The sequence below is a fragment of the Myroides sp. ZB35 genome, assembly GCF_001865835.1.
GTDB classification, from domain to species: domain Bacteria; phylum Bacteroidota; class Bacteroidia; order Flavobacteriales; family Flavobacteriaceae; genus Flavobacterium; species Flavobacterium odoratimimum.
On the sequence record NZ_CP017769.1, the window covers coordinates 3,070,962 to 3,085,589 of the forward strand.

The following is a 14,628-nucleotide window of genomic DNA, read 5'->3' on the forward strand; positions in this document are numbered from 1 at the left end:
TATTTTGGAAGACATAATTGTGACACTATGGAACAAAATACATCAATAAAATTATCAGTACAGAAGTATAGTTACTTCAATTATACTTTTTGTATTCAGAAATATCACTTTATACAACGTATCCTAATAGATAATCTAGAAGAAAGTTATGAAGGGGTTAAAGTTCACATCTCATCGCAGCTAGGTTTTTTTGAGGATAATGTTGTGCCTATTGAACGCTTAGAGTCTAATACGGCTTATACCATAACGAAGTTTGATTTTAAATATAATCTACATTTTATACGTAATGTAGTAGAGAAAGATATTGATACGGTTCAGATAGCTTTAAAGTTAGATGACGAAGTATTAGCAGAGACTTTCTTCCAAATAGAGGTATTACCTATAGACTACTTTGGGGGAGTGGAGCTTTTTCCACAATTACTAGCGTCGTATATCTTACCTAATCATGATGCTATTTACCCTATTAAGTCTAATGTTGTTAGAATATTAGAGAAGAATAAACTAGTTCCTTCCTTCGAAGGATATCAGTCAGGTAGTCGTGAACGCGTATTACAGATGGTATCTGCTATTTATCGATCTATACAAAGTATGGATTTAGTATATAGTGCTTTGCCACCAAGTTATGAGCGAACAGGTCAGCGTATTCGATTATTAGATCAAGTGATAGAGACCAAGTTTGGTAACTGTATGGATATAACATTGCTCTTTGCAGCATGTTTAGAAGCGATAGACTTAAATCCTATTCTTATTCTGACACGAGGGCATATATTTGTCGGTGTTTGGTTAGTAGATGATAGATTTGATTCTATGGTTAATTATGACCAGACAGCGATTACTAAACGTGCAGCAACGAGTATCAGCGAACTTATCGTTATAGAATCTACCATGGTCTGTAAGGGGGCTACTTTTACACTTAAAGATGCAATGGCATCTGCAGAAACTCAGCTGTTACAAGCTTCTGATTTTATCTTGTCTATTGACGTTAAGACTTCTCGCATCAATAATGTATTACCTTTACCAGTATATAGAAAGAGTAGTGGAGAGTTTATTGAGAACCACGATTTTGAAATTAGTAGAAAAAAAGATAGTATAGATAAGCGATTTGCTCAGTCTAATGCTTTTAGTGATTTAGAACTAGGAGAAGGAACTGTTTTATCTAAACAACGTATTTGGGAGAGGAAGCTATTAGATTTATCCCTTAGAAACAATCTTTTAAATACTCGATTTACTAAGAGTATTCTACAGTTAATCGATGTAAATGTAAGTGATTTAGAAGATTCTTTAGCGGAAGGTAAAGCGTATACTATACAAGGAAGTAGCCAGCAAGAGATATTAAATAAGTACAATCTATATTATCCACCATTACATTCATCAGAAGAGCTATTCGAAGTAGTAAATTCAGAGTTTAAGAATAATAGACTATATAGTTACTACAATGAACATGACTTAGATAATATCTTAGTTAATCTATACCGAAATTCTAAATTAGCTGAAGAAGAAAATGGTAAGAGTACCCTATATCTAGGGATAGGATTGCTTAAGTGGTATGAACCCAAATCTGAGAAAACAGTAAGATATGCCCCTATATTATTAGTGCCTGTGGAGCTTAATAGGAGGTCTATTAACTCTAAGTTTGTACTAAGAGGGAGAGACGAGGAGACGATGATTAATATCACGTTGTTAGAGTATTTACGTCAAGAGTTTAAACTTGATATGACTGCCCTAGAAGATTTGCCGATGGATGATTTAGGTGTCGATGTACCTAAGGTTCTTGCCTTAGTTAGAAAGACGATAATAGATTTAAAAGGTTGGGATGTATTAGATCAGATTATCTTAGGGACTTTTTCGTTTAATAAATTGATTTTATGGCAAGATATTTCTAAGTATGCAGATGAGATTCAAAAGAGCTCTATTGTTAATAGTTTATTGAATGGTAGCTTGTCAGAATCAATAGAAGTACTCGATAGTAATGATGATGAGTTAGAACAATTGACATCATCAGAATTGACATTACCTATCTCTACTGATAATTCTCAATTAGAAGCAGTTAGAAATGCACATGCTAATAAAAGTTTTGTTTTACACGGGCCTCCAGGTACTGGTAAGTCTCAGACGATCACTAATATCATTGCAGATGCATTAGCAAATGGTAAAAAGGTCTTATTTGTAGCTGCTAAAAAAGCTGCACTAGATGTAGTACACCATCGATTAGAAAAGATAGGACTAGGACCATTCTGTTTGGAATTGCATTCTAATAAAACACGTAAATCTGATGTATTAGCGCAGTTCGAAGCTACATTAGAAGTGCCAAAATATAAGGGTAACTATGACTTCAAGGAAGCTTCCAATAGGATAGATCAACGCAAAGCAGAGTTGAGAAAGTATATAACTCAGCTACATCAACGTTTTAGTATTGGATGGAGTTTATATGATACCATAGCCTATTTAGAGCTTAACCATGTGGCTGTTAATAGCGATTTACTTGTAGATATTGATTTTAATGAGATTACACAGTCTACTTATACAAGTTGGAAGGATTGGATAGTACAGTTTGCCTCTATATGTCAGCGCATAGAGAGCCCTTTGTCACATCCTTTGCGTTCTTTGACGATAAAAGAACATAAATACGATATCCAAAGTACGGTTAAGACTGTACTGTCTGATTATAAATATACAGCTCGTGAATATGAGCAAATCAGTGCAGAGTTTAACTTTAAACTTTTATCTGATAAAAGGATAAATGCTAATAGTTTACAGACGATGTTTGAATTGTTAGCGAAAAGCAATTTATCTTATGAATTAATTGACTTATACTTTGATGCTAATCAGTTCTCTCTGTTACACAAGTGGATGGAGTTACATCAGAAATGCATACGCATAGAGGATTCAATTACTCAACAATTTAATAAGAAAATACTTGAAGTAGATCTATCACTTCAAGAACAAGAGTGGAATAAATCTAAACATCTTTGGTTCTTGCCTAAATGGTTTAAGCAGAGAAAAGTAAAGTCTTTCTTGAATGGATATTCTAAAGCAAAGATTAAATCGGAGCATGATGTTAATCTTCTGTTTAATCAATTAGAAGATTTCAAGAGATTAAAGTTAAGTAGTGAGGACTCTAATTACAGGGATATTAATAGACTGTCTAAAATCTACTATACTAATGATAGATTAGATTTTGAAGCTATTTATACAGAAATAGAGAATCTAAGTGGACTTTCTAAATTGGCTCAACAGCATGGTTATTATGGTATAGATAAATGGTTATTAGATTTTTATAGAAACCAAAATGTAAGAAGAGGAATCTCAGAGATTACAACATTCTTAAAAACATTTATGGTGAAATATCACGATGTTCAGGCATTCTCTTCTACAGCACCTTTAAGCGATGAAGTAGATGGTATCTTAGCGAATCTTGATAAGTTAAGTGACTGGATTAACTATAATGTATATAAAGAAGAAGGTACTAAACTTGGACTAGATTGGTTTATTGACTTATTAGAACAAGGTAGAATAGAAAAGGACAATCTAGAAGTAGAGCTAGAGCGAATATTGCACATCAATTTATTTATTAAAACAGTAAGTAACTCTTTTGCACTTAGTGGATTTGACGCTAAGATATATGAGACTCTAATCAAACAGTATCACGATATTCACAATGAGTATACCGAATTAAATAAGAGTCAATTAGTATTAAAATTAAGTAGTCGTATTCCGAGATCATTCTTTGACTCTATTCAGAGTTCAGAATTAGGAATGCTAAAACGTGCTATTCGCAGTAGAGGACGAGGGTTGAGTTTGAGAAAACTATTCGATCAGATGCCTAATTTACTTTCTCGCTTAAAGCCGTGTATGCTGATGAGTCCTATTTCGGTAGCACAGTACTTTGATGTTAGTACAGAGCATTTCGACTTGGTTATTTTTGATGAGGCTTCTCAGTTACCTACAGCCGAGGCTATTAGTGCCTTAGCTAGAGCTAAGCAGGCTATTATCGTAGGAGATCCTAAGCAGATGCCTCCGACTAGTTTCTTTGCTTCTAATAAGGTAGATGAAGATAATTTAGAATTAGAAGATTTAGAAAGTATTCTAGATGATTGTTTGGCTCTGTCATTGCCGTCTAAGTATTTGTTAAGACACTATAGAAGTAAGCACGAGAGTTTGATATCATTTAGTAATGCTAATTTCTATGACAATAAGTTATTGACTTTCCCGTCTAAGGATGACTTGGATAAGAAAGTAACTTTTGAATTTATAGAAGGCGGTATGTATGAGAAAGGAAAGTCTCGTACAAATAAAAAAGAAGCTATAGCTATCGTAGAATATATAAAACAGCACTATAGTCAAATAAAACCTAAGTCTCTAGGTGTAGTGACTTTTAGTCAAACTCAACAGACTTTGATAGAAGATATGTTGTCAGATATGCTGATCAAGAACCCTGCTGTAGAGGAGAAAATGCTAGGAGCTTCAGAATCGCTTTTTATCAAAAACTTAGAGAATGTACAAGGAGATGAGCGTGATATTATATTGTTTTCTATAGGGTATGGGCCTGATGAAGAAGGTAAGGTATCAATGAATTTCGGACCGTTAAATAGAGATGGAGGATGGAGACGTCTTAATGTAGCTGTGACTAGAGCGAGGTATGAGATGAAGATATTCTCTTCGCTTAGAGGGGATCAGATAGATCTTAGACGTACTAATGCAGAAGGAGTGAAGGGATTGAAGAATTTCTTAGACTTTGCAGAAAAAGGATATGTAAATATTGCTGAGAGTGAATCTGTTAAACAAAGTGATAAATTGATTCAATCCATTGCTACTTATCTTAAAGAGAATGGATTTGATGTTAAAACGAATATTGGTACTTCTAGTTATCGATTAGATATAGGTGTCGTTGATAAGAATAATCCGAATGAGTATGTAATGGGAATCCTAGTAGATGGATTAAATTACTACAACGCAAAAACAACCAATGATAGAGAATTATTAATTCCTGGTGTATTAAAAGGACTTGGATGGAATATATACCGCATATGGACGATTGATTGGTTTAAGAATAAGGAGTTAATTCTACAAGATTTACAAGCTAAGATAGATGAGACCTATCAGAAGGCTGAAGAAGTGGAGATGGAGACAGGATCAAGTGATTTTATTAGCAAACATTTAATCGAAGTGACTGATAAGGCGGCTGTATCTAGACAAAGGCCTTATGAATCTGCTAACTTTAATGCTATAGCGGATGGTAACTCTGAGACAATATACCTTCAAAACAATAGAAATCTAGTACAGAATCAATTGTATCAAATTATTCAGACGGAAGGACCTATTAGTCAGAACTACTTGTTAAAAAAAATGATGACTATATGGAATATTTCTCGTACTGGTACGAAGTTGCAGGCATATTTAGTCGAATTGATTAACGAGATTCCTAATTGTACTAGTGTGCTCTCTTATCAAGAGTTTTATTGGAATGAAGATCTTTATAAAAGAGGGTTGACTCATTATAGAGAAAATACTATAGAAAAGAGAAATATAGAAGACATCTGTCCTGAGGAGATAGAGGTAGCGATAATAGAGTTACTAGAAACTAACTTTAGTGTGCCACATGAAGATTTAACTAAAGCTATCGGAAGAGTTTTTGATTTTATTAAATTAGGAAGTCAGATGGATCAAGTGATTCAACATGTGATTCAGAAGATGATGGTAGAGGACAAGATTATTAATCAATTTGGCAAAATAATATTAAAAGAATAATCACACGATAGAGATAGTTTATAGGATATGCCTTGATAGTTCTTATAAATTCTCCTATTTTTACGTAATCAATTAAATTAGGAAGAAGATGAAGACATTAGAAGTAGGGCAAAAAGCTCCAGCGTTTAAAGCATTAGACCAATCAGGAAAAGTACATCAGTTAAGTGATTATAAAGGAAAGAAATTAGTAGTATTCTTCTACCCAAAAGCAAGTACACCAGGATGTACTTGGGAAGCTTGTAACTTGCGTGACAATTACGCAGAGTTAAAAGCAAAGGGATTCGAATTACTAGGTGTTAGTGCTGACTCAGCTGCTAAACAACAGAAATTTATTGAGAAGAATAACTTGCCTTTTCCTTTATTAGCTGATGAAGAGAAAGAAGTATTAAATGCTTTCGGTGTATGGGGACCTAAGAAATTTATGGGACGCACGTATGACGGTATTCATAGAATGACGTTTGTGATTAATGAAGAGGGAGTTATATCTGATGTGATTAGTAAAGTGAAAACTAAAGATCACGCTGCTCAGATTCTAGAGACAGTATAAGTTTTTAAAAGAAATTATAAAAAAGACAGTATCTAATCGGTTAGATACTGTCTTTTTTTCGTTTTCGACTTAGAATACCATGTGATAGTATCTCCCTTTTTTCAGCTAATCTATGAGCAATCTAGGGTGTATTCTAAGGTGAAGTAATACAACTTTCAATAAATTGTATTACGTTTGAGAAAATAAAAAAGAAGCATGAAAGAAAAGATTGATAAGGGAGATTTATATCTTCTAAAAGAGCATAGCTCACTCTCAGATTCTCAGTTAGGAGAATTGTTAGAGCAGAAGAGTTATGCTAATATCACAGATTGGCAGAAGTTTGTCAAGTATTTGACACTAGCCTTAGGAGCAGGGTTTTTACTGTCAGGTATAGTATTTTTCTTTGCATACAATTGGGCAGATCTACATAAAAACATCAAGTTTTTACTTGTATTCATTCTTTTAACTATCAGTGTTATAGGAGCCGTGTACCCTAAATTGAATACTGTGGTAAGACAAGTTAGTTTGTTAAGTGCGAGTATATTAGTGGGGGTGTTATTCGCTGTATATGGTCAAGTGTATCAGACAGGAGCTAATGCTTACGATCTCTTCTTTATGTGGGTATTAGCTATTACACTATGGACAGTATTGAGCAGATTCTCTCCTCAGTGGTTATTTTATGCTGTACTAGCTAACACAACTTTGATTCTTTATTTCTTACAAGTAACGAGTGATGATCTATTGTTCTATAGTGGATTATTTCTTTTACTATTGAATGTAGTATTATATTTAACACCTATATATTTAGCCAAAAAAACGAATTATAAATTGGATAGATATTATACGGGACTACTTTCTTTAGCCTGTTTTTCAGTTGCAACTAGTGGTATTATTACTTTTATTTTTGTAAGTACAGACCGCTATATTAAAGCTGATTTAAGAGGGTTATATATGCTAGTAATAGCTTCTATCGCTTGGTTTATTGGAAGTTTCTTATGGAGTAGAAAAGCTAAGGATTTATTGTTGTATAGTTATTTTTTACTTTCTGTATTTGCTATTGTATTTGCTTTAATTATCAAGATTGCTGATATCAATGAGGCTTCGTTATTATTATATGCATTATACTGTATAGGAGGAACTTTTGGAATTGTGAAGTTGATTATAAACCAGAAAAAAGTGTGGAGCAATGAACAGTAATCAATTTAAAGATATAGTTACTTCTTTAATCCAAAAAGGAGTAGAAGTAGAGCAAGATGCCCTACAAGTGGCACAAAGCAAATTAGCGCTTAAGTCAATTATAATTAGAGTAATATCAGTAATAGGAAGTCTTATAGGTTTAGGACTATTTATGGGGTTTATTGCTTTGATATCGAGTGATTTGTTTTCTAATAATACCTTTTTAAGTATTATGGGATTACTGTTTTTAGTAGGCTCATTTGCATTGAATAGAAGTAAAGACAGCGCTGTAACAGATAGTTTAGTTGTGTCATTCTATATTATAGGATACGCTTTTATGACTTATGGCTTCGGAGATATGTTTAATCAAATGGAGTTAGTAGGATTGTTCTTTTCATTACTTACTTTATTTTTATTCAATAATCAGATTGTATCTTTCATTAGTTCTGTGGGGACGCTAATTGCCTTACAATATGTTTTATACAAATTTGATATAACACCATTCTATTATATTTATTTAGCTCTAGTTGTAGTTTTAACGACTTATCTTTTTTGGCAAGAACAAAAGGTAAGGACAGCAATAACATGGCTCAGTAAGAAGTATCTTCCAATATTTACAGCTTGTTTTCTTTATACCATAACTACAGCTAGTTTATTGCGAAGTCAAGCTTTTAGTTACCACAATATTGAATTGTTTAGCAGTATGAGATTTGTTTTTGTGATAACAGTCTTGGCTTTGATTATAGCGACCGTGTATTTAATCATACAGAAGATGAAGATTATTAATCCCACTGTTAAGGCAGCAGTTTATCTAGTCGTTATATTATTTAATGTTTTAATCACTTTAAATTATGTTGTCTTCGGTATCACATTCTTATATATGCTTTGGAGTTTTATGAGACAATATAAAGTAGGTTTTGGGATTAGCATAGTAGGTCTTGTATTTTCTATGATAATGTATTACTATGACTTAGGCATCTCTTTATTAGAGAAATCTCTATCTATGATGGGCATAGGTGTATTATTCTTAGGTATCTATTATTTAATTCAAAAAGGTGAGGGACAGACAAATGAAAAATAAGAAGAACATAATTATCCTAGTTGTATTTGTACTTATTGGTATTTTCTTCGTAAGAGCAGTATTACAAAAGGAAAAGACAATAAAAGAAGGACAATTCGTATTGCTAGAATTAGCTCCTGTAGATCCTAGGTCCTTAATGCAAGGAGATTATATGAATCTTAACTATGCGATATCAACTAGAACAAGTACTTTTGATCAAAGTATTCTAGATTCAATAAGCCCTGTTAGTGAGAATGAGATTCTTACAACTACAGAAGAAGAACTATCAGCTAGAGCTGTGAACGATATTGAGGAGGCTGTAGAAAAGAGCAAATTGAATAAGCGTGGATATGTCTTACTGTCTTTAGATAAGGATAATGTAGGGAGTCTGGTGAAGATGGTCAATGAATTGGGAGAGAAGAACGATAACCAAATCTATATTAAATACTTTAATTATGGAGGTTGGAGATTTAATATTGGGGCAGAGAGTTTCTTCTTTCAAGAGGGGGATGCAGAGAAGTATGAACAAGCTAAATATGGTGGACTACGCGTAGATGAAGACGGGAATAGCGTTTTGGTAGGGATGTACGATAAAGACCGCAAATTAATTGGGAATTAGGAATTTAAAATTAAGAATTATTTGCCTACGGCATTTAGTATAAACAAACAGGGAGTTTATCCTGATGATAACCTCCCTGTTTGTTTTACCTATTTCGCTTCGAAAGTTAGCGTATGTGTCTCTTCTGAAATTTCTTCTAAATAATTGTAATTACTACTGATGGTAATCTCTGTAAAACCAACAGATCTTAAGGCTAGTTCAAATTCTTTTACTCCCCAGAAGCGAAGAGAGAACAGATCTATCTCAGAGTTAACTAACCCTTTCTCATTATCCCAATGCTCATATCTCAATTGGGATATAGTAGTCTGCTTAAGATAAGATGTTTCTACTCTAGATTCTGTCAGTGTAAGCATTCCATTATCTACATTCCACTGTCTAGCTAGCATAGGAGCTTCTGCTAATGCAGATAAAGGAGATAAGTCTATTATTAATCGGCCACCTTCTTTTAGAGCTGATTTAAAGCGTCTTAATACCTCAATAGCTTCATCAGTATCCGTTATAAGCTGAAATGACCCTGCAGGGATTATAATTGCTTCATAAGAGGTAGTAGAGGTGAAGGTATTAAACATTTCTTGTCTAAAGATACCATTGAGACCTCTTTGTTTACATTCTTGCTCACAGTAAGAAAGCATTGCTGCAGAAGCGTCAAACCCTTCTATTTTTAATCCTTTTTCTAATAGAGGGATTAGTATTCTTCCATTTCCAGATGCAGGTTCTAGGATTACTCCTTCTGTGTTTTTTAATCTTTCACTATAGTATTTTACATCTCCAAAGGATCTTCCAATAGGTTTATCGATATGATACACCCATGAAGCTAGTGATCCATATCTATTTGTTAATTCTTTATTACTCATATTTTTTGATTATAGGACTGTAAACATAGAATAAAAAAAACTTTTAATCTGATTTTGATTAAAGAAAAGACAGTTTTGTTCTGACCTGCTAGAGGATTGCTTGAGGGGTTCTTGCACCTTTCTTCGAGAAAACCACCTTCTAGGCAAGCAAAGTGCTAGAAAACTGCAAGGAATCCCCTAGAAAGTGCAAGCTACGTACAGGTACTTACATCATTCTAAAACAACATTATTATACAATTAGGTATAAGACCTTTTTAGTCAAACAGCCTTTTTTAATAAAAATATCGTTCAAATAATTGTTTAAAACTAAAAGTAGATATACATTTGCATCAGTATTAACGAATAATAGTCTAAATGTACACAACTAAGTAAAGATTGGTTATATATAACCAATAGATAAAAGGACAAACTTCAGTCCGACGAGTGGTTATCATCTTTATAAATTGACAACAGTCTTGTGTTGTCATAATACTTAGTATCGTGTAAATACATATTTTTTGACCGTGAGGAGTGGTGTACGGGCCACGTATGGATTATTCACAGCAGTAAACCAAGAATCAGCCTCAGCCAAATACTATAAAGCAGTTCTACTTCATAGCTCTTTCATTAGTTCTAAAACCATACTACAGTATGATTGTATCGCTAATTCAGACCTATTTTGTATACTTACTTTTCGTTTATTGGTCTATTACTTATTCTGGGTTAAATTTTAAAAGACTATGAGCATAGTTATATCAAATTTATCTTATTATCACGCAGATAAGACACCTTTATTTACAAATATTAGTTTATCTATTAATGCAGGAGAGAAGGTCAGTATCATCGGTCAAAATGGTACTGGCAAAACAACATTACTTAAACTAATCGCTAGAGAATTAGAGTTAGCGGAACCTGCTATTCATATTAATGGGACAGTATTCTACTTGCCACAAAATAAACAATTAGTTGAATCTCACACTATTTATGAAGCAGTAGGGGTAGTTGATAAGGTTAGGGCACTCCGTGCTATACTAGCGGGTTCTGTAGAAGAACAGGACTACGAAGTACTTAATGATCAATGGGACATAGAAGAACAGATCGCTAAGGTATTAGCGTATTGGGGATTAGAGACGATATCACCAGATACTACGATGGATTGTCTGAGTGGAGGACAGCAGACGAAGGTTCTATTTGCGAAGATGATGCTAAGTCAGGCAGACACACTGTTATTAGACGAACCTACTAATCACTTAGACTTAGAAACCAAGGAATTATTCTATAAGTATATACAAGAGTTTAAAGGTACTATCGTTATTGTCAGCCATGATAGGGTATTACTTGAGTTAATGCCTATTACTTTTGAGCTAACACCTAATGGAGTGTTTAAGTATGGAGGGAATTACAGCCTATACAAAGAACAAAAAGAACTGCGTCTACAAGGTATCCAGAGTAAAGTAGATCATCTGTCTAAAGAAATGAAAGATGCTAAAAAAGCGGATATTAAACGTACAGAGCAAATAAGTAAAGACAAGGCTCAGAACAAAAAAGCAGAGAAAAAAGCAGGTCTTCCAAAGATTGTTATTAATGCGATGCGCAATAAAACAGAGAACAGCGTAGCTAAGCTACAGGATGTTCACCAACAAAAGAAAGAGGGAATACAATCTGAATTATTAGAATTAAGAACCCAATTAGAACGAGATAAACTGTTTGCTATTCGTTTTCCCCAATCTACTTTGCATAAAGGGAAGTTGTTATGGGAAGCTAAAGAAATGAACTATCGTTATTCTCCTGTATTTGCTCCAATATTTAAGACGAATCTTGACTTTAAAATCATGAGCGGAGATAGAATCTTGCTCAAAGGAAAGAACGGTTCTGGTAAGTCTACGCTGTTTAAATTGTTACAAGGAATTTATCTACCTACTACAGGAGAATTATACCGTGCAGATGCTAAGGTGGTCTATTTGGATCAATTTTACTCTTTACTAGATCATAGTTTAACGCCTATAGATCAGTTAGAACTGGCTAATAAAGGGAAACACTCTCTGGCGGATCTTCGCAATCTATTATTTCAGTACGGAATAGGGGTAGGCTTATGGACAAATAAGATAAGTACATTTAGTGGAGGAGAGAAACTGAAGCTCGTGTTGTGTTATCTGACTATTTTAGCTTCAGAGATAGATGTGTTACTATTAGATGAACCTACGAATAACTTAGATATTATTAGTATTGAGAGTTTAACTAAAGCTTTAAGTGAGTTTAATGGAACCTTAGTAGTTGTTAGCCATGATGAGAGTTTTATTAAGGAATTGGGAATAGTAGACGTGATAAATTTAAATTAAGTCAAAAGTAAAGCTTGTTTTTGACTTAATTCTAACAAATATTAATTTTAGATTTCACTAAAAAAGATTTAAATTGCGAGAACAAAAACAATACAAAAACAATTATAATGTCGAACAAAATGACTTCAGCTCATGCTATTGAGCTAGAAAATAAATACGGAGCACATAATTACCACCCACTACCAGTAGTATTATCTAAAGGAGAAGGAGTATATGTATGGGACGTAGAAGGTAAGAAATATTATGATTTTTTATCAGCATATTCTGCTGTAAACCAAGGACACTGCCACCCAGCTATCGTTAAAGCGATCGCTGATCAAGCGGGTACACTAGCATTGACTTCTAGAGCATTCTACAATGATAAATTAGGATTATACGAAGAGAAAATCACTAAGCTTTTTGGTTTTGATAAAGTTCTTCCGATGAACTCTGGGGCAGAAGCTGTAGAGACTGCTTTAAAAATCTGTAGAAAATGGGCTTATGAAGTAAAAGGTATTGCTGAGAATCAAGCGAAAATCATCGTATGTGAGAACAACTTCCACGGAAGAACGACTACGATTATTTCTTTCTCTAACGATCCTGATGCTCGTAAAAACTACGGACCTTATACAGACGGATTTATCCGTGTAGCTTATAATGATGTAGAAGCTTTAAAAGCAGCTTTAGAAGCTAACAAAGGAACTATTGCAGGTTTCTTAGTTGAGCCTATTCAAGGTGAGGCTGGAGTTTATGTACCAGACGCAGGTTATTTAACTGCTGCTAAAGCGTTATGTGAGGAGCACAATGCTTTATTCATTGCAGATGAAGTACAAACAGGTATCGCTCGTACAGGTAAAATGTTAGCTATCGACCACGAAAATATCAAAGCTGATATCATCGTATTAGGTAAAGCATTATCAGGAGGAGCATATCCTATCTCTGCTGTGTTAGCAAATGATGAGATTATGAATGTAATCAAACCTGGACAACACGGTTCTACTTTTGGAGGTAACCCTACTGCTGCTGCTGTAGCTATGGCTGCTCTAGATGTAGTATTAGACGAGAAATTAGCGGATAACGCTGAGAAACTTGGACAATTATTCAGAGCGGAGCTTAACAAGTATATTGCTACTAGTAATATCTGTACTTTAGTACGTGGTAAAGGTTTATTAAACGCTATTATCATCAACGATACTGAAGAAAGTGATACAGCTTGGAACATCTGTCTTAAATTAAGAGACAACGGATTATTAGCAAAACCAACGCATGGTAACATCATCCGTTTCGCTCCGCCATTAGTAATGAACGAAGAGCAGTTATTAGACTGTGTAAGTATTATTACTAAAACATTAAAAGAATTCGAGAAATAGTATATCTCTTTATAAATATAAAAGCTCACGTTAATTCGTGGGCTTTTTTTAGTTTAGGAAGGTTGTAAATAGATTGAGACAATTTGTGATTTATTTATAAGAATAAGGCTATTTTTGTTGTTGAGAACAAGAGATTCTCCGACGTGATTTTTAAGAAAGTAAGTATGAAAAGAGTTTTGTGTATTTTATTTATTTCAGTTTTATTCATAAACTGTGCTAAAAAAGGAGTTCATATCAATGATCTTCAAGAGCGTAATGGCGTGATGTATGAAGTGAATTCAAAAGAGGTATTTACAGGAAGTGCAAAGAGCTATTATGCCAATGGAGAAGTAGATTTAGAAGAAAACTATACGCAAGGAAAGTTAGATGGAATAACTAAACGCTATTATGAGGATGGACAAGTAAAAGCTGAGGCAAACTATAAGAATGGAGTATTGGATGGCAGTTTTAAGGAATATTATAAAAGTGGAAAGCTAGAGCTAGAGAAAACGTATAAGGATGGAAAGCTAGAGGGAAGTAAGAGAAGCTATTTTGAGGATGGACAAGCTGCAATTGAAATGACGTATAAGCATGGGAAGCTGGAGGGAATGACTAAGAAGTATTATGAAGATGGGCAACTAGAGATAGAAATGACGTATAAGAATGGGGTAGAACACGGTATTATCAAAGGATACTATGAGCATGGTCAAGTAAAAGTAGAGGCGAGTTATAAGAATGGAGAATTGGATGGAGTGAGTAAGGAGTATTATAAAAACGGACAATTACAAGGCGAAACAAGCTATAAGGATGGTGTCTTAGACGGAGCGATGAAAGGATATTATGAGGATGGAAGATTAAAAGGAGAGGTAAATTATAAAAATGGAGTAATAGACGGAGAAATAAAGAGGTATTAATCAAGAGGGGTATCTTAAATCTTCTTTATTTGAAGTTATTTAATACTGAGACTATCTTCTAGATATTTATTCTATACTAGAAGAA

The 14,628-nt window shown here is 33.8% G+C and carries 9 protein-coding genes; 8 read left to right on the forward strand and 1 reads right to left on the reverse strand.

What is annotated here, in order from left to right; translation table 11 throughout:
* The first annotated feature begins 27 nt into the window (after nucleotides 1-27).
* The 5 genes from BK054_RS13630 (at nucleotide 28) to BK054_RS13650 (ending at nucleotide 9,129) form a co-directional block, all read left to right on the forward strand.
* Nucleotides 28-5,748: a DUF3320 domain-containing protein gene (locus BK054_RS13630; protein ID WP_232234274.1), complete on the forward strand. Its 5,721-nt coding sequence runs from the start codon at nucleotides 28-30 to the stop codon at nucleotides 5,746-5,748.
* Between the two features lie 88 nt (nucleotides 5,749-5,836).
* Complete coding sequence (bcp, locus tag BK054_RS13635; protein WP_006261164.1) at nucleotides 5,837-6,295, forward strand: thioredoxin-dependent thiol peroxidase; 459 nt, start codon at nucleotides 5,837-5,839, stop codon at nucleotides 6,293-6,295.
* Between the two features lie 195 nt (nucleotides 6,296-6,490).
* The gene (locus BK054_RS13640; RefSeq protein ID WP_006265249.1) at nucleotides 6,491-7,471 is read left to right on the forward strand and encodes a DUF2157 domain-containing protein; all 981 of its coding nucleotides are present in this window, start codon (nucleotides 6,491-6,493) and stop codon (nucleotides 7,469-7,471) included.
* Nucleotides 7,461-8,531, forward strand: a complete 1,071-nt coding sequence (locus tag BK054_RS13645; RefSeq protein ID WP_006265250.1) for a DUF4401 domain-containing protein — start codon at nucleotides 7,461-7,463, stop codon at nucleotides 8,529-8,531. The genes BK054_RS13640 and BK054_RS13645 overlap by 11 nt, the downstream gene beginning before the upstream one ends.
* The gene (locus BK054_RS13650; protein ID WP_006265252.1) at nucleotides 8,521-9,129 is read left to right on the forward strand and encodes a GDYXXLXY domain-containing protein; all 609 of its coding nucleotides are present in this window, start codon (nucleotides 8,521-8,523) and stop codon (nucleotides 9,127-9,129) included. The genes BK054_RS13645 and BK054_RS13650 overlap by 11 nt, the downstream gene beginning before the upstream one ends.
* Before the next feature lie 89 nt (nucleotides 9,130-9,218).
* On the opposite strand, the gene BK054_RS13655 is transcribed toward BK054_RS13650, so the two are convergent.
* Nucleotides 9,219-9,983, reverse strand: a complete 765-nt coding sequence (locus tag BK054_RS13655; RefSeq protein ID WP_006265253.1) for a class I SAM-dependent methyltransferase — start codon at nucleotides 9,981-9,983, stop codon at nucleotides 9,219-9,221.
* A 719-nt stretch (nucleotides 9,984-10,702) separates the two neighbouring features.
* Between BK054_RS13655 and BK054_RS13660 the strand changes: the two genes are divergently transcribed.
* The 3 genes from BK054_RS13660 (at nucleotide 10,703) to BK054_RS13670 (ending at nucleotide 14,543) form a co-directional block, all read left to right on the forward strand.
* The gene (locus tag BK054_RS13660; RefSeq protein ID WP_006265254.1) at nucleotides 10,703-12,301 is read left to right on the forward strand and encodes an ABC-F family ATP-binding cassette domain-containing protein; all 1,599 of its coding nucleotides are present in this window, start codon (nucleotides 10,703-10,705) and stop codon (nucleotides 12,299-12,301) included.
* A gap of 107 nt (nucleotides 12,302-12,408) precedes the next feature.
* Nucleotides 12,409-13,650: an ornithine--oxo-acid transaminase gene (gene rocD, locus BK054_RS13665; protein WP_006258906.1), complete on the forward strand. Its 1,242-nt coding sequence runs from the start codon at nucleotides 12,409-12,411 to the stop codon at nucleotides 13,648-13,650.
* A 164-nt stretch (nucleotides 13,651-13,814) separates the two neighbouring features.
* Nucleotides 13,815-14,543 carry a toxin-antitoxin system YwqK family antitoxin gene (locus BK054_RS13670; protein ID WP_225581550.1) on the forward strand — a complete coding sequence of 243 codons (729 nt, stop codon included), beginning with the start codon at nucleotides 13,815-13,817 and terminating at the stop codon, nucleotides 14,541-14,543.
* Nucleotides 14,544-14,628 lie beyond the last annotated feature (85 nt).

Excerpts from the sequence above, each read along its gene's own strand:
- BK054_RS13655 (WP_006265253.1), bottom strand. The coding sequence starts at position 9,983 with ATGAGTAATAAAGAATTAACAAATAGATATGGATCACTAGCTTCATGG.
- bcp (WP_006261164.1), top strand. The coding sequence starts at position 5,837 with ATGAAGACATTAGAAGTAGGGCAAAAAGCTCCAGCGTTTAAAGCATTA.
- BK054_RS13640 (WP_006265249.1), top strand. The coding sequence starts at position 6,491 with ATGAAAGAAAAGATTGATAAGGGAGATTTATATCTTCTAAAAGAGCAT.
- BK054_RS13660 (WP_006265254.1), top strand. The coding sequence starts at position 10,703 with ATGAGCATAGTTATATCAAATTTATCTTATTATCACGCAGATAAGACA.
- BK054_RS13670 (WP_225581550.1), top strand. The coding sequence starts at position 13,815 with ATGAAAAGAGTTTTGTGTATTTTATTTATTTCAGTTTTATTCATAAAC.
- BK054_RS13630 (WP_232234274.1), top strand. The coding sequence starts at position 28 with ATGGAACAAAATACATCAATAAAATTATCAGTACAGAAGTATAGTTAC.
- rocD (WP_006258906.1), top strand. The coding sequence starts at position 12,409 with ATGTCGAACAAAATGACTTCAGCTCATGCTATTGAGCTAGAAAATAAA.
- BK054_RS13650 (WP_006265252.1), top strand. The coding sequence starts at position 8,521 with ATGAAAAATAAGAAGAACATAATTATCCTAGTTGTATTTGTACTTATT.
- BK054_RS13645 (WP_006265250.1), top strand. The coding sequence starts at position 7,461 with ATGAACAGTAATCAATTTAAAGATATAGTTACTTCTTTAATCCAAAAA.